Below are 19311 nucleotides of genomic sequence, written 5' to 3'. Positions count from 1 at the left end.
ACCTTATCACCGATTTCGGATGCAGGCAAAACAACGCGTTGCCGTAAACCGAATCCAGTGGATTCCGAAGAGCTTATTGGCTTAAACCTTGCCAGACCCAATTCTCCACTTCCGGCAGATCGACGCCTTCTTCGCGAATATATTGGCGATGCTTCTGCAGCATCCGCTCCATTTGCTCCACAATCGCGGCGTGTTGGCGGGCATCAGGCAGGCTCATTACGGCTTCCTTCACCAGGTCGAAGCGGTCCATCCGGTTCAGCACGCGCATGTCGAACGGGGTGGTGATATCGCCGTTTTCCCGGTAGCCGTGCACGTACACCCGATGATTGTGGCGGTCGAACAACAGGTCCCGGATCAGCCCTTCATAACCATGGAAAGCGAAAATCACCGGTTTATCGGTTGTAAAATAGCGGTCGAATTCCTCGTCGGATAACCCGCGCGGATCGAGCTTTTGGTTTCTCAGCTTGAGCAGATCAACCACGTTGATGAAACGGATTCGGAGCTGCGGAAGTTTTTCATGCAAAATGGAGACCGCCGCCAGGCTTTCAAGCGTTGGCTCCGTCCCGGAGGAAGCGATCACCAAATCGGGTTCGCTCCCTGGGTCCGTGCTGGCCCAGTCAATGATTTTGAGGCCCTTCTCCACCAGCTCCTGCGCCTCCTCTGCCGAAAAAAACTGCGGTCGCGGATGTTTGGACGAGACGATCAGATTGATTTTCTGACGGTCGTTCAGCACTTTGTCGAACACGGCCAGCAAAGTGTTGGCATCGGCAGGCAAATACTCGCGGATGAACGCCGGTTTCTTGTCGGCCAGATGGCCGAGGATCCCCGGATCCTGGTGGGTATATCCGTTATGGTCCTGCTGGAAAACCGTCGAGGTGGCCACAAGGTTCAGGGATGGAAGGTCAGCACGCCAGCTTTGCTCTGATGCCTTGCGCAGCCATTTGAAATGCTGCGTGATCATGGAGTCCACGACGCGCAGAAACGCTTCATAGCTGGCGAAAAATCCGTGGCGCCCGGTTAACACGTAACCTTCCAGCAAGCCTTCCATTTGATGCTCCGACAGCTGGGAGTCGATCACGCGGCCGTATGAAGCCATGAATTCATCATTCGGCTCCATGATTTTCTCCATCCACTGACGTTTGGTCGCTTCAAAGACGGGCGCTAAGCGGTTGGACATCGTTTCATCCGGTCCAAAAATCCGGAAGTTTCTGCTCTCTTCATTCAGCTCTAAAACTTCCTTTAAATACTTGCCCAGCACGGACATGTCCTGCGCGGTCTGTTTGCCCGGCTCGCTGTTGTCCAGCGCGTAGTTGCGGAAATCCGGCAGCTTCAGGTCTTTGATCAGCCTGCCCGCGTTGGTTACCGGGTTCATCGCCAGCCTTCTGCTGCCTTTCGGAGCCATGCCTGCGATCTCCGCTTTCGGACGGCCAGTCTCATCAAACAGCTCTTCCGGTCTGTAGCTGTTCATCCATTGCAGCAAAGCCGGGGCATTCTCCATATGCTCCCGGTCAACCGGGATCGGCACCTGGTGGGCCCGGAAGGAGTTTTCATTCGGCACTTTATCCCATTCCTTGGGACCGGTCCAGCCTTTCGGAGAACGGAAGACCAGCATCGGCCAGACCGGACGGGACGAGTCGTTATTTTCACGCGCATAGCTTTGAATCGCTCCAATACGCTCCACAATAGCATCCATCGTTTCCGCCATGACAGGGTGCATGTGCTTCGGATCGCTGCCTTCTACAAAATAAGGCTCCCAGCCGAGTCCTTTGAAGTAAGAGGTTAATTCCTCCTTGCTCATGCGCGACAGCAGCGTCGGGTTGCTGATCTTAAACCCGTTCAGGTGCAGGATCGGCAGCACAGCGCCGTCGGCAATCGGGTTGATGAAACGGTTCGAGAACCAGGAAGCGGCCAGCGGACCTGTCTCGGCTTCCCCGTCGCCTATCACTACCGCAGCGATCAGGTCCGGGTTATCCAGAATGGCTCCCGTGCCATGGGACAGCGAATAACCAAGCTCCCCGCCTTCGTGGATGGACCCCGGCGTTTCCGGCGCCGCGTGGGAGGCAACCCCGCCCGGAAAGGAAAACTGTTTGAACAGCCTGGTCATGCCCGGGATATCCTGCGTAATGTCCGGATAAATTTCGGTGTAGCTGCCGTCCAGATAAGCGTTCGAGACCATGACCTGTCCGCCGTGTCCGGGCCCTTCTATATAAAACATATTGAGATCATATTTGTTGATGACGCGGTTCAAATGGGCATAAATGAAGTTTTGGCCCGGAATGGTGCCCCAGTGCCCGATCGGTTTGATCTTGAGGTCGGCAGCCTGGAGTGGTTCCCGCAGCAGGGGGTTATTTTTCAGATAGAGCTGGCCTACAGAAAGGTAGTTCGCTGCCCGCCAGTAAGCGTCCAGTCGGCCAAGGTATTCTGGGGACGAATAATCAACTCGGGTATCGGTAACTAACATGAGATCCACTCCTTAATTTTTATATCTAAGTTTTATTTGTGAATATTTTCACTTTATTGTAAGTATCATAACAACCTTTTTATTAAAGGATACGGCTTTTTAGTGTGAAAAAGTGAACATAAAATGAAGATTACGCGCTCCGCTTGCCGCCGACAAAACGATGACTCCCTTCTTCTGCCAAACTTCATTTTTCCCTAACACCCTCGAACCGATGCAAATTTACATACAAGTTTACTTGAACCCTATCATTTGTTAAGCTAAACATTAAAAAATCCCAAAGGAATGGAGTGCATCCTCATGAGTGAAACGCAACAGAACCAGCAAGCCGGACCACGTTTGGCGCCCCCCTTTCGTGCAGATCAGGTAGGAAGCCTGCTGAGAACCGACCGGATCAAAGAGGCCCGTCAGCAAAAAGCGGAAGGCCGCCTGTCTGCCGAGCAGCTTCGCCTGATTGAAAACGAAGAAATCGCGTGTATCGTGGAGAAACAAAAAGAAGTCGGTCTGCAAGCCGTAACGGACGGCGAGTTCCGCCGCGCTTATTGGCATTTTGACTTCCTGGAGAATCTGGACGGCGTTACCGGCTACGAAGCGGAAAGCGGCATTCAGTTCAAACAGACTCAAACCAAGGCCCATTCCATTCTGGTGAACGGAAAGCTGGGTTTTTCCACCCATCCTATGCTTGAAGATTATAAGTTTTTACATAGTATAGCAGGATCCCACACCGCCAAAATGACCATCCCGAGCCCAAGCATGCTGCATTTCCGCGGAACCATCGATTCCGGGGTTTACGGGGATGAAGAGGAGTTTTTTCACGATTTGGCCGCCGCTTACAAACAAGCCATTAAAGCCTTTTATGATGCGGGGTGCCGCTACCTGCAGCTGGACGACACGGCTTGGGCTTACCTGTGCTCCGACGAGCAAAAAGAGCAGCTGCGTGCCCGCGGCCTGAACCCGGACAAGCTGTCCGACTGGTATGCCAAAACCATTAATGACGCCGTTAGCGGACGTCCGGACGACCTCAAAATCACCATGCACATCTGCCGCGGCAACTTCCGCTCCACCTGGATTTCCTCCGGCGGCTATGAGCCGGTTGCGGAAACGCTGTTTGGCGGACTGAATATCGACGGCTTTTTCCTGGAATATGACAGCGACCGGGCCGGCGGGTTCGAGCCCCTGCGTTATGTAAACCGTCCCGACCTGTTGATCGTACTCGGCCTCATCACCTCCAAGTTTGGCGAACTGGAGAAAGCCGACGATATCAAACGCCGGATTGAAGAAGCTTCCCGTTTCGTAAGTCTGGATCAGCTTTGCCTGAGCCCGCAATGCGGATTTGCCTCCACGGAGGAAGGCAACCTGCTGACCGAAGAGCAGCAGTGGGCCAAACTCCGCCATGTCGTGGAAATTGCCCGCGATGTGTGGAAGGGGTAATACAGGCGGGCAGCAAGAAGAGCATTAGATACTGAGCCGTGCGAACGGTCCCCAAATAAGCCGTCAGCCCTATGCAGGTTGGCGGCTTGTTTTTTATCGAAAATGACTCTCCAATCCTTCCTTCATGGAATCGAAATATTCGTTAAACTGCCGGACCCGATGACCGTTTGCTCCGGACGGGTGGGGAAATCCCCATAAACATTGGCCGCTCCGAATCTTCCCCTCCTGCTCCAGCATCTGAAAAATCCCTTCCACCGCTTTCCCGAGCGGAATGATGAGAACCTGCTCCAGAGCGTCGAGTTCCCCTTGGATAGAATGTATAGCGAATTCCCTCAAAAAAACATCGGCTAATAAAGCCGGCCGGCTGCCCGTGTAATTTTGTCCGTTTACGAACACCGGGTAACGAAGGACGGCGGTGGTGTGCAAAAGCTCCTGTTTTTCGCCGAACAGCAGCTCCGCTGAAGAGAAGCCAAGAAACGCCGGTAAACCTAAAGCGTCCAGCATCTGGATGATATTGTTCCGCATTGGGCCTGCAAAACGCGCCGCTTCCTTGGCTTTCCGAAGAACTTCTTCATCCTCTTTCCCCTGCCGTAGAGCATCTCGTGCCGTTTCAAAAGCCACCTTCATCTGGCTGAAGCCGGGAGTCAGTCCCGCGATCAGGATCCGCGCCTTCCCGTTCACCCGCTCATTGTGCGGAGCATAATACATCGTCAGGTTTCCCGATTCGGCCAGGCAAAAATCCCGAACCAGCAAATCCTGCCGGGTGAGCGCCTGCTGCGGAAGCTGTAGGATAACCGGTTTATATTTTGAAAATAGAGGCATAGGCTGCATACGATGATCTCCTTTTGAAAAGTAAAGAAATGAATGTCCAATATGCAAGAACTTCCTGTCCGAGCTTAACGATCCTATAACAATTGGAGCTTATACTATTTAATACCGCCTCATTACTTCATTCAAAGAAAGGAACTCAGCACATGGGGATTCATACTTATTTTCAATCGTTGACCGATTTGGAGCGGATTATCCGATGCCCCGGCCGATTCAAGTTTCAGGAGCACAGCGTGTCCGAGCATTCCTGGAAAGTCGTGCAATACGCCAAAACCCTGGCGGATATTGAGGAAAGCCACGGCGCCACCATCGACTGGAAAAAGTTATACGAAATCACCAGCAGCCACGATTACGGCGAAATTTTTATCGGGGACATCAAAACGCCCGTCAAACACTATTCCCTCGAGCTTCGGTCCATGCTGCAGCAGGTGGAGGAAGGTATGGTCGCTCATTTTATTGAAGAGCACATTCCGGAGGAATTCAAGCCGATCTTCCGCAGACAGCTGCGGGAAGGCAAAGACGAATCCGTCGAAGGCAGAATTTTGGAAGTGGCTGATAAGCTGGATCAGATCTACGAGGCTTTTTCCGAGCTCCAAAGAGGGAATACGGAAAAAGAGTTCGTTTTGATGTACCGGAGCGCCCTGATCAAAATCAAAGGCATCAAACTTCACTGCGTGGATTATTTTCTGGAGCATATTTTGCCCGATATGGTCAGCGAAGGCTCCCGGTCTCCTGTCGATATTGAGCAGATCACGAAAGAAGCTCTGGCATCTTAAGGTTTATGATTACGATATGCGCTTGGCTTAACTGCCTGCATTCCCCTTTTTTCTAATGTTCTACTTTAGCCAAACTTCTGCTTCTAGGCAGATTTCCTCTCGCTTTTTTCTTCCCCTCTATCCTTAAATCGCCTTATTTAAAAAAGAAAAGCCAGCCTCGACGGGCTGGTTTTTTAATGGGAAAACACGCAGCGGATGCGCGCCCGCCGGGAGCTTTCATGGCTTAAAAATGGTTGACCTGAAGCGCTACAGCTTTTTGGAGTACAGGTTTAATTTTTCCGACATTTGATGGATTTCTTCTATGAACGATGAGACTTGCTGGGAAGACGCCGCCTGTTCGTTCACCACTTTTGTGATTTGCTCGATCGATTGTTCCATACGGTTGGTGGCGTCCCTGAAGTTCTTGAGCACCTCTTGAACCTCTTTGGTGGAATCAACGGTGGTATGGGACAACTTGCGGATTTCTCCGGCTACGATGCCGAACCCTCTCCCCTTGTCCCCCGCGTGAGCGGCTTCGATGGCTGCGTTAATGCCAAGCAGATTGGTTTGGTCGGCTACACTTTTTACGAGCGTAATGATTTCATTCGTTTTGTTAACCTGAACAACTGTTTCTTTGGCTAAATCAAGCAGTTGTTCCGTATGGTCGGCCAGCGTATTGGACCCATTAGCCACAACATTAAGTTCGCTGCTCGCTTGCGAAAGGGCACTCGCGATTTGGTCGGAAATATCCATTAATTCTCTTTGCTTCCGGACCTGGACCGCAATGCCGCCAATGACCTTTCCCTCCGGATCGTGGAGCGGGGCGGCCGTTCCAACGAACTCAAATCCGTAGAAATCAGCGGGAACATCGGCTTTAATCGGGACATCCCTTCTAATAGCCTGGGTCAGCGGTTCTTCCTCCTGCAGGAATTGGCCAACCTCAATAGGAAGCCGGATATCCTGCCCCGGCCAATAAGCTATAAATTTTTCCTTGTCGCAAACCGCAATGGATAACTCAACGGGAATCGCTTGTTTCAATACAGGGACCATCGCAATAAGTTGTTCTAAGGAGGGAATCGTCATGGTTGTAAATCCTCCAATATTTTGATTAAAAATTAGCTAATATATAAACTATCGGAAATTTCTTTATTAAAATCAATAGCATCTAATTATCCCACAAAATCCAGCAGATACCAAGTTTGATGAGGGAGTCAGTAATTGGAGTTAAATTAAAAACACAACATTATCGAACCACTAGAGCACAACAAAAAAAGCCTTCAACCACGCAACGGGTTGAAAGCTTCTCTTCATACAAAAAAGGAGGAGAGGGGCGTCGAGCCCTTGTCCGAGGACGCTACATAAACTTTTACAAGTGTAATTTTGTAGCCTTCGTGGTGTCACTGACCTTCGCTTTATTTAGCGTTTCGTCTGATTAGGACTTGTATTAGCTATAATAGGCAGCATTTTCTCACTCTTTTCCATGAAAGAATTGCATTGGCCGCAAATCGGTTGAATCAAAAAAACGAAATTATCCCTCATCCATCCGTTGCACTTTTCGTTGGTGCATGACCATATCGCTGTCATTTCCTCAGGAAGGTCGATCATCTGTCTTTTCCGTGAATAGTACAAGCAGCATCCCTCTTTCTCTTCCGGAATAATGAGCGAAAAAAAAGCCCCAACACCAGTTGGGACTTTCTAACACCGTCTTACAGTTTAACAACGTTCTCGGCTTGTGGGCCGCGGTTGCCTTGTACGACATTAAATTCAACGCGTTGACCTTCGTCCAGCGATTTGAAGCCGTCGCCAACAATAGCGCTGAAGTGAACGAATACGTCGTCTCCGCCTTCAACCTCGATAAAACCAAAACCTTTGTCTGCGTTAAACCATTTTACTGTTCCTTTTTCCATGATTCATTACCTCCATATTTTAATTTGTACATGATCTTCAAATTCTTAAAAAAAAAAATCACATATTGTACAAGGCTATAAATGAAAATCATAACCCTCTACAATATGTGAGTTCAGGTCGAAATTCCAATAAAGTAACTATACCACAACTGGAGTGGGTTTGCAAATTTAGTACAAATTCCATTTCGTTTTTCCCTTATTGCTGACCATGATACTATATAAGCTAAAATAAATATGGAGGCGAGGGGCAATAATTGCAGGCTCAAACGTATTATCTATAATAATGAGCTGGTCTGCGATACTCACTGCAGGTTTTAAATTCTGAAGCGATTGGCCATACCGCCAGCGGATATCCGCTTCTGCTATCCAGTGCCCTCCTTGCTCTACGCGGGAAGCCACACGGTCAATATGCATTTGCACATCTTGAAGACCAATATAATACATAATAATTTTATAACCTTTTGCCTTGGCTAACTGCATATGCCTTAAGAAAAATGTACCGGATAACGTTGTCTCAACAGCGAAATGATTATTGGAGTTAATCAGAGACCGGATTCTTTTGATTGCTTCCTTGCCTGCTGATAAATCCGCACTTCGCGGATTCTCTGGATTGAGTCGTATAGCAATCTGATCAGGATCAACAACTTCCCCGATAAACCCCCTCATTTGCAGGCTGATTGTACTCTTGCCAGCACCGTTGGTACCCGCAAACACGGTCATGACAGGTTTATAATTATTCAATAAATTCCCGCTCCATCCGCTTTCCCTGGGAATCGAAAATGATCTCAAATTTATTGCCTTTCGCATCCTCGCGAATACGTCTGTTGTTCTTTATATAGTAAATAGATGCTCCTGATTGCTTGGCTTGTTGACGAGCACGTTGATTGGCCTTCTTAAGTATATGTTGCAACTGTTCTCGATCGACTGCCATAACAAGAACCTCCTTCATGCTTACCGTTAATTGTTGTACTTTATTATACACAATAAAAAAGCCAACAACTACAACAAGGGCTGAAGGCTTTTCGTCTTGTTTCTATGGGGGCGAGGGGAGTCGAACCCCTGTCCGAAGGAACGCCACATAGGTTGAGCTTCGCTGTGGGTGTAGTGACAGTTTTGATGTCATCTGAGCAGCCGAATTAAATTAGATTTCTTCAGTATGATTTTCAAGAATATGAGCAATAGTCTCCAATGTATGTAATCCTTTTGCAATATCGACTACAAATTCTACCGCATATAAACGTTCCATTCGCAGATGGTAACCATTCAACATTAAAAACGACTTTGTAACCAAGTAGGCTGTCCGTTTATTACCATTATGAAAGCAATGATTTTTCACTAGAGATTCCAGAAAGGCTGCTGCCTTGTCAAATAAAGTGCGGTAAGCATCTTCTCCAAATACACTTTGACCGGGTCTATGTATCGCAGATTCCAGCAAACCATGATCTTTCACGCCTGCTTGCTCTGCGTCATTCATTCTTTTCATCATAAAATAGTGTGCTGCGATAACTTCTTCTTTAGTCAGAAAATTAGTCATATCATCTGTCCCTTAAATCCTCAAGAATTCCCTTATCCTCTTCAAATATATCAAAAAAAACCTCTAGAACTTCAGGACGGACATTATCGGGCAGTTTATTTTGTCTAACCTTTCTCAATACCACTTCACCACGATCATTTTCAATGAATTCAATCTCATCCCCTTGCGAAATATCCAGCTTCGCAGCAAGTCCTTTAGGTAAACTTACCCCCAAGCTGTTTCCCATTCTCCCTATTTTGCGAGAGTACCGTGTCCCATTCCTTTTATCATTCGTCAATTTGACCACACCATTCATAGGGCATTCTCCTTCCATAGTATGATCATTACCCAATAAGTTATACCTTATAACAGTAATAACCCTTATAACATAAGTACATTTTATCAAACTTCTTGAAGTATATAAAGCAAAAATCCACAACCGAATTCGGTTGTGGATTTTCAGTATGGAGGCGAGGGGAGTCGAACCCCTGTCCGAAGGCAACGCCACATAGGTTTCTACGGGTGTAGTGACAGTTTTGATGTCACCCTAGGAACTCCCCGTCACCGGATTCCCTTTGGGTCAGCCTGGTTATCTTCTTCAGCTAGCCGCAGGCGGAGACTAGACAGCGTATCCCACTAAAGGTTGAGCCCTCATCCCGGCACATGGGCGATGCAGAGCGAGAGCACGTCTGCAGGTTATTAAGCTGCGAGAGCGTAGTTAGATTGTTGTTTGCCGTTTAATAGGCTTTAGCGTTGATGAAGTGGACGCGTCCCCACTACCCGCTACCCATGCTCGAACAACCCCCGTCGAATCCAAAAACGCCCCCGTAAAAGAGAATCGGCTCACCAGCACCTTACAGCGCCGGGCCTATCTGCAAAAAGGGTGTCTTCCGGATTAAATCGGATGCCGAAGCTCCAGGAAGCACATTACTTACTTGATCCTTCCCTCCATAAAAGAAGGTCAAGCGCTGTCGTATAGCAGAAATGCTATATCGAAGGTACATCAAATATTATAACACAACCGGCGAAGAACTGCTCGCCAAGTTGCTGGAACTGCCGATAAATCCTGCTAATTTGCTGAGATACTGCCAACAGACCTCAATTCTTCTTTCAAAAAGAACATTAGCCTGCCATGTTCCAGTTATGCAAGTCATGCCAATCCAAACCCGGTCCGTTCGAGCTTACCGTGCGACCTTCTGACGTTCCTTCAAGGCCCGCTGAATATCGCGCTGAGCGTCTTTCTTGGCAGCCGTTTCGCGTTTGTCGAACTGTTTCTTACCTTTACCAAGGCCAAGCAGCAGTTTGGCGTAACCATTCCGCACATAAACCTTAAGCGGCACGATCGTATACCCTTCCTGCTTCGACTGCCCGAGCAGCTTGTTGATCTGCGATTTGTGCATCAGCAGCTTGCGCGCCCGCGTTGGATCCTCAGGATTGCTGCGGTTGCCTTGTTCAAAGGGACTGATGTGCATGTTGTGGACGTGAATCTCACCGTTCCGGATCGTCGCAAAAGCGTCACTGATGTTCGCTCGCGCCGCCCGAAGCGATTTAATTTCCGTTCCCGTCAGCACCATGCCCGCCTCATACGTATCTTCGATGAAGTAGTCATGGGAAGCTTTCTTGTTCTGGGCCAGCACTTTGCCTTCCGTCGTCTTCTTACCCATGTGCTCACTCCTTCAAACCCTAATCTGTGCAGATTCCAAATGGATCATACAGATTAGTCTGCATAATCCCAGAACCCAATTGTAGCAAGTGAAGCAGGCAAAATCAAGCCAAACGGGCGCCTAAGCCTTTCCCCGAGGCAGTTTATCCGCATAACGTCTGCGCAGCTCGCCAAGATGCTCTAATTTGGACAAAACCTTGTCTTTATTCAAAATCCCGATGCCCAAGATCAGCTGTTCAATCAAAAAAAGCGGAGTCGCCATGGAATGAAACTCCCCCATATCTCCCCGGCTGACGTAAAAAGCCACCTGTGCCGGCGTCCCGTACCGCAAATCCTCGCGGTCCGTAATCATAACAGCCGCGCAACCCACCCGGCGTACGCAGTCCAGAATGACCTCCGTTTCCGGAAGCATCCTTGTAAAGCTGAACAGCAGCACGGTGTCCTCCGGCTGCAAATGAGCCAGCGACTCCAACAACTCGTGTCCGCTGCCCGCCGTAATCCGGACTGACATGCCAAACCGGGACAGCCGGTAGGAAAGCAAGTCCCCCAGTCCCAAGGAAGGACCTGGAGCATAAATGTAGAGGCGCCTTGCGGACGCCATCAGCTTGGCTGCTTCCTCCAGTTCGGCCGGATCAGTTTTTTCCATCGTATCGTGCAAATGGTGAATGGTTTGATCCAGCATTTTAGCCGGCAAACTGGATGAATCCATTTGCGAGATAGTTTTCTCCAGCTTTAGCGCTGGCGTTGTGTCGGGAGTTTCACGCAGCTTCAGCTTAAAAGCCTTGGCATTTTCATACCCGACCGTCCGCCAGAAACGCGAAACGGTAGCAATACTTGTTCCCAGACGGTCGGCGATTTCCTGCTCGGTCATAAACAGCACTTCTTCCGGATGGCGCTCAATGAAATCTGCAATTTTTAGCTGGCTCGGCGAAAACCCGGATTTATCTTCAAATAAACTCATCATGGTTTAAATGCACTCCTTCAGGGCAGCTTCATGGAAAAAGAAATACGAAACGTTGCTTTAAGCGCCGACTCTCCCCATTTTCGTAACTCTACCGCTTCATTTTACTATGGTTTTATTAGCTGAGGATTGATTTCTAAACTTCTCCTCGTCCCTCCTTCAAAACCTAAAGCATCATTTCCTACATCCTCTTGATAATGTAAATTATATTTCATTTATATCTTAATGTAAAAAATATTACAGTAAGTTGACATACTTCCCCGCTTTATTTAATAAACGCTTCCTATACTGAAGTCAAATAGAACCTAAAAGGAGGCTTTCCCTGAAATGGCTAGCAGTACCCGGGTGTATACCCTGAGTTCCTCGCAAAAAATGATGATCTTCGTGCTCTCCATGTCGCTGTACGGTCTGTCCAACATGTTTACCGAGCTGATCCCCGAATTCCGGATTGGACCTGTCGAGTTATCCGTGGAATATTTTGCTTTCATTCCGCTGACGCTTTGCATGCTGTTTCATCCTTTTTATGCGGCAGTTGGCGCCGCGCTTGGCGAAGTGATTTTTGGAGAACTTATGCTCGGACAATTCGGCGGTTTGGGCGAGCTTGAAAAATTCCTGACCTTCTCGTTTGCCATGTATGTGGCCGGACGTATGGTCAAAAACCCGCTGAACCGCACCCAGGTAGGCATCGCCGCCATTTCCGGCGTGATCATTCATCAGTTCTGCAGCAGCATGGTCGATATCGGCAAAGTGTGGATCGGCGTTGAGGAGTTTGAAGCGGTACCCGGTCTTGCGCAAAGCGTAGTTATCGTCGAAGGCGCCAGCTTTCTGAACGATGTATTGTTTTCAGGCATTTTGTTTGCCCTGCTGCCGACGTTATATCTGGTTCCAAGACTATACGGAAAAATCGAACCGCTCCTCGGCATCAAACCCCGCGAGAAGTTTACTAAATACGAAGCCGCCGGCGTTTTTGCGCCTAAGCTGATCGGGATCGGCGTTCTGCTGGCCATCCTGGCCTTTGGAGCCGAGTCGCTGTCCGAAACCGACTGGAACATCGGCGAATGGGACAGCGGGCTGGAAGGCCAGCTTGGTGTTGGTGCCATCTGGATCAGCATCGCCGCGGCTGCCGTTATAGCAGCCATCGTGCTGGTAGTGATGCGGAACCGCAGAAATCGGGGCGTCAAAGACGACAACAACTCGGGAAGTTTGCCTTATGCTTAATGGATTTAGGGCGGGCGTAAACGGCTCAGAGCAAAACGAACTGTGGGCTGTGCGTATTTCAGATGTCTCGTTTACTTATCCGGGATCGGAGCAAGCTGTGCTTAAAGAGGCCAGCCTCTCCGTCCGGAAAGGCAGTTTTACGGCTATCATGGGAGGCAACGGATGCGGAAAGTCCACGTTATGCAAGCTGTTTAACGGCCTGATCCCCCACTATTATTCAGGGGATTTCGAGGGTCAGGTCGAGGTCTGCGGCCTTTCGTCCGCCAACCGCAGCGTGTCGGAGCTTTCGAGAATGGTGGGTTACGTTTATCAGGATTTTGATAACCAGCTTGTCCGGCCGACCGTGCAGGACGAGGTCTTTTTTGCCCCGCTCAATTACGGCCTGGAGGATTACAAAGCCATGGGCTGGCGGGCGTTGGAGCAATGCGGTTTGACCCACCTGAAAGACAGGTATATTTGGGAGCTGAGCGGCGGGCAAAAACATTTGCTTGCCCTGGCTGGCGCGCTCTCGCTCGAACCCGAGATTCTGGTCATCGACGAGCCGGTCTCCCAGTTGGATCCTCAGCATGCCCGCCAGGTTTACGCGGTCCTGCACCAATTGAATCGTGAATACGGCAAAACGATCATCGTGATAGAACACCATACGGAATTTATCGCCGATTATTGCACGGAAGCTTGTCTTATGGAGGATGGGAAAGTGCTGTGGAACAAACCGACAGCCGAAGCCTTGAACAGCCTTGACGATCTGAAGAGACTTGGCATTCAACCGCCCGAGGTGACCAAAGCGGCCGTTTATTGGACAGAGCTGAACGAAGGTGCCGGGGCGGACTTAGGCCTGCATCGGAATCGATTATTTCCGGTTACTTCCGGGGAAGCGGCACGTTACTTTCATAAATTTTTGGATAGAAGCACCGGGGAAAGTCGCGGGACAACCTTGGGCAAAAGCCCAATCGAAGCCAACTCCGTGAGCCCCCCCTATGCTCCGAGCGCAAAAACACCTCCTTCTGTCGTGGAATTGACGGACGTTTCCCTAAGCTACCGGACGATTCGTAAAGCCCGGCATGAAATATTCAACCGGCTCAGCTTAAGCTTCCATGAAGGGGAGCGCATTGCTCTGGTCGGCAACAACGGGGCAGGGAAGTCCTCCTTGCTCAAGCTGATTGCGGGTATCCGTAGGCCGTCCGGAGGCAGCATCCACCTGTTGGGGCAAAACACCAAAGAACTTTCGATGGAGCAGATATCGGCGCATGTCGGACTTGTTATTCAAAACCCGGAAGAGATGTTTATCGATGATAATGTTTCTAAAGAAGTGCTCTATGGCCTCAAGAGCCGGAGACACCCGGAGGCGGAAGCCATATCCGCCAAGATGCTGCGCCAATTCAGGCTGGAAGGGCTGAAAGACCGCGATGCGCGGCTGCTGAGCGGCGGTCAGCAGCGAAGGGTTTCGCTGGCGATTGGAGCCGCCCTTCAGCCGAAGGTCATCCTGCTGGACGAGCCGACGGCCAATCTGGATCTGGCCACCCGGGAAGAGCTGCTCGAAACGTTGAAGGAGCTTGAGGCTCATGTCCGTACGGTAATTATCGCGACCCACGATATGCAGCTCGTCCATCAATGGGCTACCCGGGTTATCGTGCTGAACGAAGGAACTGTAGCCGGTGACGGAACAGTCGAGGACATCTTTTCGGATGTCGGTTTGATTGGAAGGGCGGGACTTGCCCTCACCCAAATGATGGAGCTTTCGTTTGTGCTGGGGCTTGCGCCGGCAAGCAGCACCCCGGCCGCTTTTGCGAAGAGAATTTATGATCGCATACATGGAAAGGAGGGACGTCTGCATGCAGTTGGTCCGCAGCTGGTTTAGCAAAATTTCAATCGAACGGATTCAGCTGGAGCTGATGAATACCGCTTACGGGAGCGGACACACGTCCCTCTCCAGACTGGATCCGCGCTGCATGCTGATCTGGTATTTGTTTTTTGCGATCGTCCCTTGGTTTCTCTCCAGCCTGACTATATTGAGCGGCTTGTTCCTGATGATGGTCGTGACAACGATTTTATCGCGGGTTACCCCTTTTATTATTGTCGTGTTATGCCTGGGACTGATCGGACAGGTCGGCTGGCTGTTTATCTTGTCCCTGTTTTTCGGCGGAGACATCAGCTCCGCGCTGCCCCTGCTCAAGCTCACACTGAAGCTGTCTGTAGTATCGCTGGCCAGCATTACCGTATTCTCCGGTATGGATCCCGAAAAGATCAGCGACGGATTGCTTGCGCTTGGCATGCCTGCCGCCTTTTCCTTCAGCTTGTCTTACGGATACCGGATCTTGCCCGTGCTGTTCGAAGAATTTCATAACGTCCTGCTCTCCTACCGGCTGCGGGGCCGAGCGCCCGAACAAAAAGGATTCCTCTATTGGAGGCTGGCCGTTTATTATTTAAAGCTGCTGGTGTTATCTTTTTTCCCGCTGATGCTGGCGACTGCCAAACGTTCCCGCACCACGGTCGAAGCGCTGGAAACGAGGGGGTTCTCCTACGGAATGAAAAATCCGGTCTCCAAAAAGCTGAAACTGGCGCATCTTAAGGTGACTGCGCGCGATATCGTTTTTTTGAGCGGAACAGCGGTTTATACGGGACTCCTTTTCTGGATCGGCTAGTGGCAGGATTAGAGAAAGGGCATCGCTCGGGTTTTTAGAGCTGTGCTAATTGCTGAATATATTGGATTTATGGACCTTAGGAAATAAAAGGAGTGCACACCAATGAAAATGGATCTGCATACTCATGCTAAATTATCCAAAGCGACGGATTTCTCCCCCGCTTATTATGAAGAGATGATTCAGGAAGCTGTGGAAAACGGACTGGATGCGCTCGCTTTAACCGAGCATTTTAATACACGAAACTTTGCTGAAGTCTACGAGACGCTGGATGCGCTGTTCCCTTACAACGGGGAGTACTACAAGGCCGGCGGGCTTAAAATCTTTCCGGGCATGGAGGTCGATATCGCCGAAACCGGACATATCCTGCTGATCGGGCGCAAAGAGCATATTTTACAAACCCGGGACCGGCTTGAAGCTTATACCGAAAAAGGCTCCTTTATTTCTTACGATGATCTCATGGACCTGGCCGAAGCGCTGCCTCTGCTGAAAATTGGGGCACACCCGTTCCGGGAATCGACGCCGCTTCATCATTTAAGCACAAGCCAGCTGATGCGGCTTGACGCTTTTGACCTCAATGCCAAAGATATGTACGAATACGGCTGCCAAACCAACGAAACCAAGGTACGTGCCTTTGCAGAGAGGCTTGGCAAGCCGGTGACGGCTGGCAGCGACACCCATCAATGCCTGCAGTACGGCAGCGTTTATAATGTGTTGAACCGGGACTGCGAGTCGGCAGCGGAACTGAAAGCCGCCATTGTCAGCGGAGATTTCAGCGTACGGGTCTCCGAGCAGCTGCCGATTAAGGTTAAAGCGTCGGTCATGCTCAAGAAGCTGATGAAAAAAATCGTCAAACTGGAAGCAGCCGGCACCACTCTCTGATTTCGGGGTTTGGAAAACAAAAGGCACAGCGCATATTGTCGCTGTGCCTTTTTGGATGCGGATTCCGCGAAGCAGGTTCACGTGAATTCCGTTATCCGGTTTGGACGAGGCCCGACGAACGTAGCGTTCGCCAGCCGTTTTATTTCTTTTTTCTCACAAAAGCGGCCGTGGCGTTTTTGGCGGCCCCTTTGCCCGAGCCGCCTTCGCTTTTCCCGTTCCGGCTGGATCCGCCACCGCCATTACCGGCTTTGCCGGACTTCTTCTTCTTGCGTTTCTTGCCGCCGGATTCGCCGGAACCCGGGTTCCCGATGACGGCGGCATCACCCGCGGCGCCAGCGTTAAAGATGCCGCTGGCGGTCGTCTTCTTGCGGCGTTTGCCGTTGCCGCCGCCGCCGTTGCCATACCCGCGGCTGTCTCCGCCGCGGGTAAAGCCGTTCGGCGAGCCGCTGGCATAGCCGCCTTTGCCCGAGCCGAAGCCGAAACTAACGCCACCGGCGCTAGCTTCCGGCTTCGCGCTTTCGCCGCGGTGACGGCCCAGCGAGCCGCCGCCCTGCTCCTGCGGCTCGCCTGCGCCCGGACTCCACGTGTCCGGGCTGCTGAACACGCCGCGCGCATCGCCGCGCGGCTTGCCCTTGCCAGCGGCTTTGCCTTTGCCGCCGCCGGAACCACCAACGCCGGCCTTGCCCCGGCCGCCGCCAGCACCGCTGCTGCCTTTGCCTTTGCCGGCAGCCGCAAACCCGCCGGCCGCGCCTTTTTTCCCGCGGCCGCCTTTACCGCCACGGCCGCCAGCGCCGCCGCCCGGCGCCAAATCCCCGCCGCGTTCACGGCGCCGCGGCTTCATATCTACCAGCTCGAAGTCGATGGTGTGATCGTCCATGTTCACGCGGGCCACGCGGATCTTGACCTCGTCGCCGATCCGGAAAATCCGCGATGTGCGTTCTCCGATCAGCGCCATATGCTGCTCATGGAAATGATAATAATCGTCCGTCATCGCGCTGAGGCGGATGAGGCCTTCAACCGTATTATCAAGCTCAATGAACATGCCAAAGCTGGTCACGCTGCTGATCATGCCGGTAAATTCCTCGCCGACCTTGTCCAGCATGAATTCGGCTTTTTTCAGCTGTTCCGTATCGCGCTCGGCATCAACGGCAACGCGTTCCCGCTCCGAGGACTGCTGAGCAATGTCCGCCATACGGCTCGCCAAATACTCCTGACGGTCGTCCGACAAACCCCCGCCGCTTTCAATCACCTCACGAATCACCCGGTGAATGACCAAATCGGGATAACGGCGGATCGGCGACGTGAAGTGCGTGTAGAAATCGGCTGCAAGGCCGAAGTGCCCGGTGCTTTCCGCATCGTATTTGGCCTGCTTCATCGACCGGAGCAGCATCGTGCTGATCACCGTCTGCTCCTTCGTGCCGTCGATGTCCTCCAGCAGTGACTGAAGGGCTCGCGGATGGACCTTGTTGCCTTTGCCCCGCACGGCATATCCGAAGTTGGCGATAAACGCCATGAAATTCATCAGCTTCTCCGGATCCGGGTCTTCGTGAATCCGGTAAATGAACGGCACCTTCAGCCAGTGAAAATGCTCGGCCACCGTTTCGTTTGCGGCAAGCATAAACTCTTCGATGATCTGCTCGGCGATCGAACGCTCGCGTTTGACGATATCGACCGGCTTGCCGGATTCATCGACGATCACCTTCGATTCCTCGAAATCGAAGTCCACCGCGCCGCGTTTCATTCGTTTGCCGCGCAGGCGCAGAGCGAGCTCGCGCATATGTTTAAAGGTATCCACCAGATCGCTGTAACGCTCCGTTACCTCCGGATCTTCCTCCTGCAAAATCTTACGCACGTTGGTGTAGGTCATCCGTTCTTTCGTCCGGATTACGCTCGTATAAATGTCATGCTTCACGACTTGCATCTGATCGTCGAACTCCATATCGCAGGACAACGTAAAACGGTCCACCTTCGGATTCAAGCTGCAAATCCCGTTGGATAAACGGTGCGGCAGCATCGGAATCACCCGGTCCACCAAATAAACGCTGCAGCCGCGGTTATAAGCTTCCTGATCGAGCCTGGAGTTCTCTTTCACATAGTAACCGACGTCTGCGATGTGTACGCCCAGCCGGTAGTTGCCGTTTTCCAGGCGTTCCACGTTTACGGCATCGTCCAAGTCCTTGGCGTCTTCGCCGTCGATCGTGACGATTACCCGGTCCCGCAGGTCCCTGCGTCCTTGGCGCACGATTTCTTCCTGTTCGATCGTATCCGGCACGGCGCCCGCTTCCTCCATAACGTCTTCCGGAAACTCCTCCGGCAGCTGGTGTTTACGGATAATGGACAAAATGTCCACGCCCGGGTCATCCTTGTGGCCCAAAATCTCCACAACCTCGCCCGTAGCCGCAGCGCGGCCTTCTGGATAAGAAACGATACGCGCTACGACTTTATCACCGTTTGCCGCACCGCCCATTTTCTCCTGGGCAATAAAAATATCCCGGTTAATCCGTTTATCATCGGGAACCACAAACCCAAACGTCTCGTGATGCTGGAAGACGCCGACCACCTGCGTGACCGCCCGGGTCACGATGCGGACGACCTCGCCCTCAAGGCGGCCTTCGGCCGGCCCTTTGCTGTTCACGCGAACCAGCACGGTGTCGCCGTTCATGGCGCTTTTTAAATCATTGGCGTGAATATATACGTCCGGGTGCTCCCGGTCCTCCGGAATCAGAAACGCAAACCCTTTGGCGTGCACCTGCAGCCGTCCGCGCAGCAAATCCATCCGCTCCGGAATGCCGTAGCGCTGCGTGCGGGTCAGCACGATTTTTCCGCTCTGTTCCAGTTGGTTCAGCAGCTTCAGGAACTCCTTGAATTCGGACGCCTCCGAAATTTGAAAATGTTCCTCAAGCTCCTGGTAAGTCATCGGCTTGTATGCAGTTTCCCGCATAAAATCAAGCAGCGTATTTTCCGTTATCATCGTTTCACCTCAGGAAGCCCCGTCCATTGCAGAAGCCGTTATAATAAGAATCCCAATATTTTCTTTTCCTTGTATATAACCTAGT

The 19311-nt window shown here is 51.2% G+C and carries 18 protein-coding genes and 1 other RNA gene; 6 read left to right on the top strand and 13 right to left on the bottom strand.

Going from position 1 to position 19311, the window contains the following annotated elements; translation table 11 throughout:
- Positions 1–73: 73 nt before the first annotated feature.
- Positions 74–2461 carry a phosphoketolase family protein gene (locus AC3ZPD_RS14295; protein ID WP_490984953.1) on the bottom strand — a complete coding sequence of 796 codons (2388 nt, stop codon included), beginning with the start codon at positions 2459–2461 and terminating at the stop codon, positions 74–76.
- 297 nt (positions 2462–2758) lie between these two features.
- Here AC3ZPD_RS14295 and AC3ZPD_RS14290 point away from each other — a divergent pair, with 297 nt between their 5' ends.
- Positions 2759–3889: a 5-methyltetrahydropteroyltriglutamate--homocysteine S-methyltransferase gene (locus tag AC3ZPD_RS14290; RefSeq protein ID WP_490984952.1), complete on the top strand. Its 1131-nt coding sequence runs from the start codon at positions 2759–2761 to the stop codon at positions 3887–3889.
- Between the two features lie 93 nt (positions 3890–3982).
- Here AC3ZPD_RS14290 and AC3ZPD_RS14285 read toward each other — a convergent pair whose 3' ends face one another.
- Entirely contained in the window at positions 3983–4720 is a 738-nt protein-coding gene (locus AC3ZPD_RS14285) for a hypothetical protein (protein ID WP_490984951.1), read from the bottom strand.
- 143 nt (positions 4721–4863) lie between these two features.
- Between AC3ZPD_RS14285 and AC3ZPD_RS14280 the strand changes: the two genes are divergently transcribed.
- Positions 4864–5493, top strand: coding sequence for an HD domain-containing protein (locus AC3ZPD_RS14280; protein ID WP_490984950.1), 630 nt, complete (start codon positions 4864–4866; stop codon positions 5491–5493).
- 246 nt (positions 5494–5739) lie between these two features.
- On the opposite strand, the gene AC3ZPD_RS14275 is transcribed toward AC3ZPD_RS14280, so the two are convergent.
- The 10 genes from AC3ZPD_RS14275 to AC3ZPD_RS14230 form a co-directional block, all read right to left on the bottom strand.
- Positions 5740–6555 (bottom strand): methyl-accepting chemotaxis protein, encoded by an 816-nt coding sequence (locus tag AC3ZPD_RS14275; protein WP_490984949.1) that lies wholly within the window; start codon positions 6553–6555, stop codon positions 5740–5742.
- A gap of 333 nt (positions 6556–6888) precedes the next feature.
- Positions 6889–7101: a cold-shock protein gene (locus AC3ZPD_RS14270; RefSeq protein ID WP_490984948.1), complete on the bottom strand. Its 213-nt coding sequence runs from the start codon at positions 7099–7101 to the stop codon at positions 6889–6891.
- Positions 7102–7178: 77 nt separating this feature from the next.
- Entirely contained in the window at positions 7179–7379 is a 201-nt protein-coding gene (locus AC3ZPD_RS14265; protein ID WP_068698711.1) for a cold-shock protein, read from the bottom strand.
- A gap of 168 nt (positions 7380–7547) precedes the next feature.
- The gene (locus AC3ZPD_RS14260; RefSeq protein WP_490984947.1) at positions 7548–8120 is read right to left on the bottom strand and encodes an ATPase; all 573 of its coding nucleotides are present in this window, start codon (positions 8118–8120) and stop codon (positions 7548–7550) included.
- Entirely contained in the window at positions 8113–8310 is a 198-nt protein-coding gene (locus AC3ZPD_RS14255; protein WP_490984946.1) for a hypothetical protein, read from the bottom strand. The genes AC3ZPD_RS14260 and AC3ZPD_RS14255 overlap by 8 nt, the downstream gene beginning before the upstream one ends.
- A gap of 210 nt (positions 8311–8520) precedes the next feature.
- Positions 8521–8913 carry a type II toxin-antitoxin system death-on-curing family toxin gene (locus tag AC3ZPD_RS14250; RefSeq protein WP_490984945.1) on the bottom strand — a complete coding sequence of 131 codons (393 nt, stop codon included), beginning with the start codon at positions 8911–8913 and terminating at the stop codon, positions 8521–8523.
- 1 nt (position 8914) lies between these two features.
- On the bottom strand, positions 8915–9208 hold the full coding sequence (locus AC3ZPD_RS14245; protein ID WP_490984944.1) for an AbrB/MazE/SpoVT family DNA-binding domain-containing protein: 294 nt from the start codon (positions 9206–9208) through the stop codon (positions 8915–8917).
- 146 nt (positions 9209–9354) lie between these two features.
- Positions 9355–9719, bottom strand: a transfer-messenger RNA (tmRNA) gene (gene ssrA, locus AC3ZPD_RS14240).
- A 354-nt stretch (positions 9720–10073) separates the two neighbouring features.
- On the bottom strand, positions 10074–10556 hold the full coding sequence (smpB, locus tag AC3ZPD_RS14235; protein WP_094094589.1) for an SsrA-binding protein SmpB: 483 nt from the start codon (positions 10554–10556) through the stop codon (positions 10074–10076).
- A 120-nt stretch (positions 10557–10676) separates the two neighbouring features.
- Positions 10677–11519, bottom strand: coding sequence for a MurR/RpiR family transcriptional regulator (locus tag AC3ZPD_RS14230; protein ID WP_490984943.1), 843 nt, complete (start codon positions 11517–11519; stop codon positions 10677–10679).
- 324 nt (positions 11520–11843) lie between these two features.
- On the opposite strand from AC3ZPD_RS14230, the gene AC3ZPD_RS14225 reads away from it, so the two are divergent.
- The 4 genes from AC3ZPD_RS14225 to AC3ZPD_RS14210 all read left to right on the top strand — a co-directional run bounded on the left by AC3ZPD_RS14225 (position 11844) and on the right by AC3ZPD_RS14210 (position 16255).
- Positions 11844–12734, top strand: coding sequence for a DUF8171 family membrane protein (locus AC3ZPD_RS14225; RefSeq protein ID WP_490984942.1), 891 nt, complete (start codon positions 11844–11846; stop codon positions 12732–12734).
- A complete protein-coding gene (locus AC3ZPD_RS14220; protein WP_490984941.1) occupies positions 12727–14592 on the top strand; it encodes an ABC transporter ATP-binding protein in 1866 nt (621 codons plus the stop codon). Before AC3ZPD_RS14225 ends, AC3ZPD_RS14220 begins: the two co-directional genes overlap by 8 nt.
- On the top strand, positions 14567–15376 hold the full coding sequence (locus AC3ZPD_RS14215) for an energy-coupling factor transporter transmembrane component T family protein (protein WP_490984940.1): 810 nt from the start codon (positions 14567–14569) through the stop codon (positions 15374–15376). Before AC3ZPD_RS14220 ends, AC3ZPD_RS14215 begins: the two co-directional genes overlap by 26 nt.
- 102 nt (positions 15377–15478) lie before the next feature.
- Positions 15479–16255, top strand: a complete 777-nt coding sequence (locus AC3ZPD_RS14210) for a PHP domain-containing protein (protein WP_490984939.1) — start codon at positions 15479–15481, stop codon at positions 16253–16255.
- 139 nt (positions 16256–16394) lie between these two features.
- Here AC3ZPD_RS14210 and rnr read toward each other — a convergent pair whose 3' ends face one another.
- Positions 16395–19226, bottom strand: coding sequence for a ribonuclease R (gene rnr / locus AC3ZPD_RS14205; protein ID WP_490984938.1), 2832 nt, complete (start codon positions 19224–19226; stop codon positions 16395–16397).
- Positions 19227–19311 lie beyond the last annotated feature (85 nt).

Source organism: Paenibacillus mobilis, assembly GCF_058267595.1.
Note: the sequence above shows the minus strand (reverse complement) of the source record. Positions and strands in the feature narration are given on the sequence as shown.

Coding starts and splice junctions, on each gene's coding strand:
- AC3ZPD_RS14295 (WP_490984953.1), bottom strand. CDS start 2,461: ATGTTAGTTACCGATACCCGAGTTGATTATTCGTCCCCAGAATACCTT.
- AC3ZPD_RS14290 (WP_490984952.1), top strand. CDS start 2,759: ATGAGTGAAACGCAACAGAACCAGCAAGCCGGACCACGTTTGGCGCCC.
- AC3ZPD_RS14285 (WP_490984951.1), bottom strand. CDS start 4,720: ATGCAGCCTATGCCTCTATTTTCAAAATATAAACCGGTTATCCTACAG.
- AC3ZPD_RS14280 (WP_490984950.1), top strand. CDS start 4,864: ATGGGGATTCATACTTATTTTCAATCGTTGACCGATTTGGAGCGGATT.
- AC3ZPD_RS14275 (WP_490984949.1), bottom strand. CDS start 6,555: ATGACGATTCCCTCCTTAGAACAACTTATTGCGATGGTCCCTGTATTG.
- AC3ZPD_RS14265 (WP_068698711.1), bottom strand. CDS start 7,379: ATGGAAAAAGGAACAGTAAAATGGTTTAACGCAGACAAAGGTTTTGGT.
- AC3ZPD_RS14255 (WP_490984946.1), bottom strand. CDS start 8,310: ATGGCAGTCGATCGAGAACAGTTGCAACATATACTTAAGAAGGCCAAT.
- AC3ZPD_RS14250 (WP_490984945.1), bottom strand. CDS start 8,913: ATGACTAATTTTCTGACTAAAGAAGAAGTTATCGCAGCACACTATTTT.
- AC3ZPD_RS14245 (WP_490984944.1), bottom strand. CDS start 9,208: ATGAATGGTGTGGTCAAATTGACGAATGATAAAAGGAATGGGACACGG.
- smpB (WP_094094589.1), bottom strand. CDS start 10,556: ATGGGTAAGAAGACGACGGAAGGCAAAGTGCTGGCCCAGAACAAGAAA.
- AC3ZPD_RS14230 (WP_490984943.1), bottom strand. CDS start 11,519: ATGATGAGTTTATTTGAAGATAAATCCGGGTTTTCGCCGAGCCAGCTA.
- AC3ZPD_RS14225 (WP_490984942.1), top strand. CDS start 11,844: ATGGCTAGCAGTACCCGGGTGTATACCCTGAGTTCCTCGCAAAAAATG.
- AC3ZPD_RS14220 (WP_490984941.1), top strand. CDS start 12,727: ATGCTTAATGGATTTAGGGCGGGCGTAAACGGCTCAGAGCAAAACGAA.
- AC3ZPD_RS14215 (WP_490984940.1), top strand. CDS start 14,567: ATGCAGTTGGTCCGCAGCTGGTTTAGCAAAATTTCAATCGAACGGATT.
- AC3ZPD_RS14210 (WP_490984939.1), top strand. CDS start 15,479: ATGAAAATGGATCTGCATACTCATGCTAAATTATCCAAAGCGACGGAT.
- rnr (WP_490984938.1), bottom strand. CDS start 19,226: ATGATAACGGAAAATACGCTGCTTGATTTTATGCGGGAAACTGCATAC.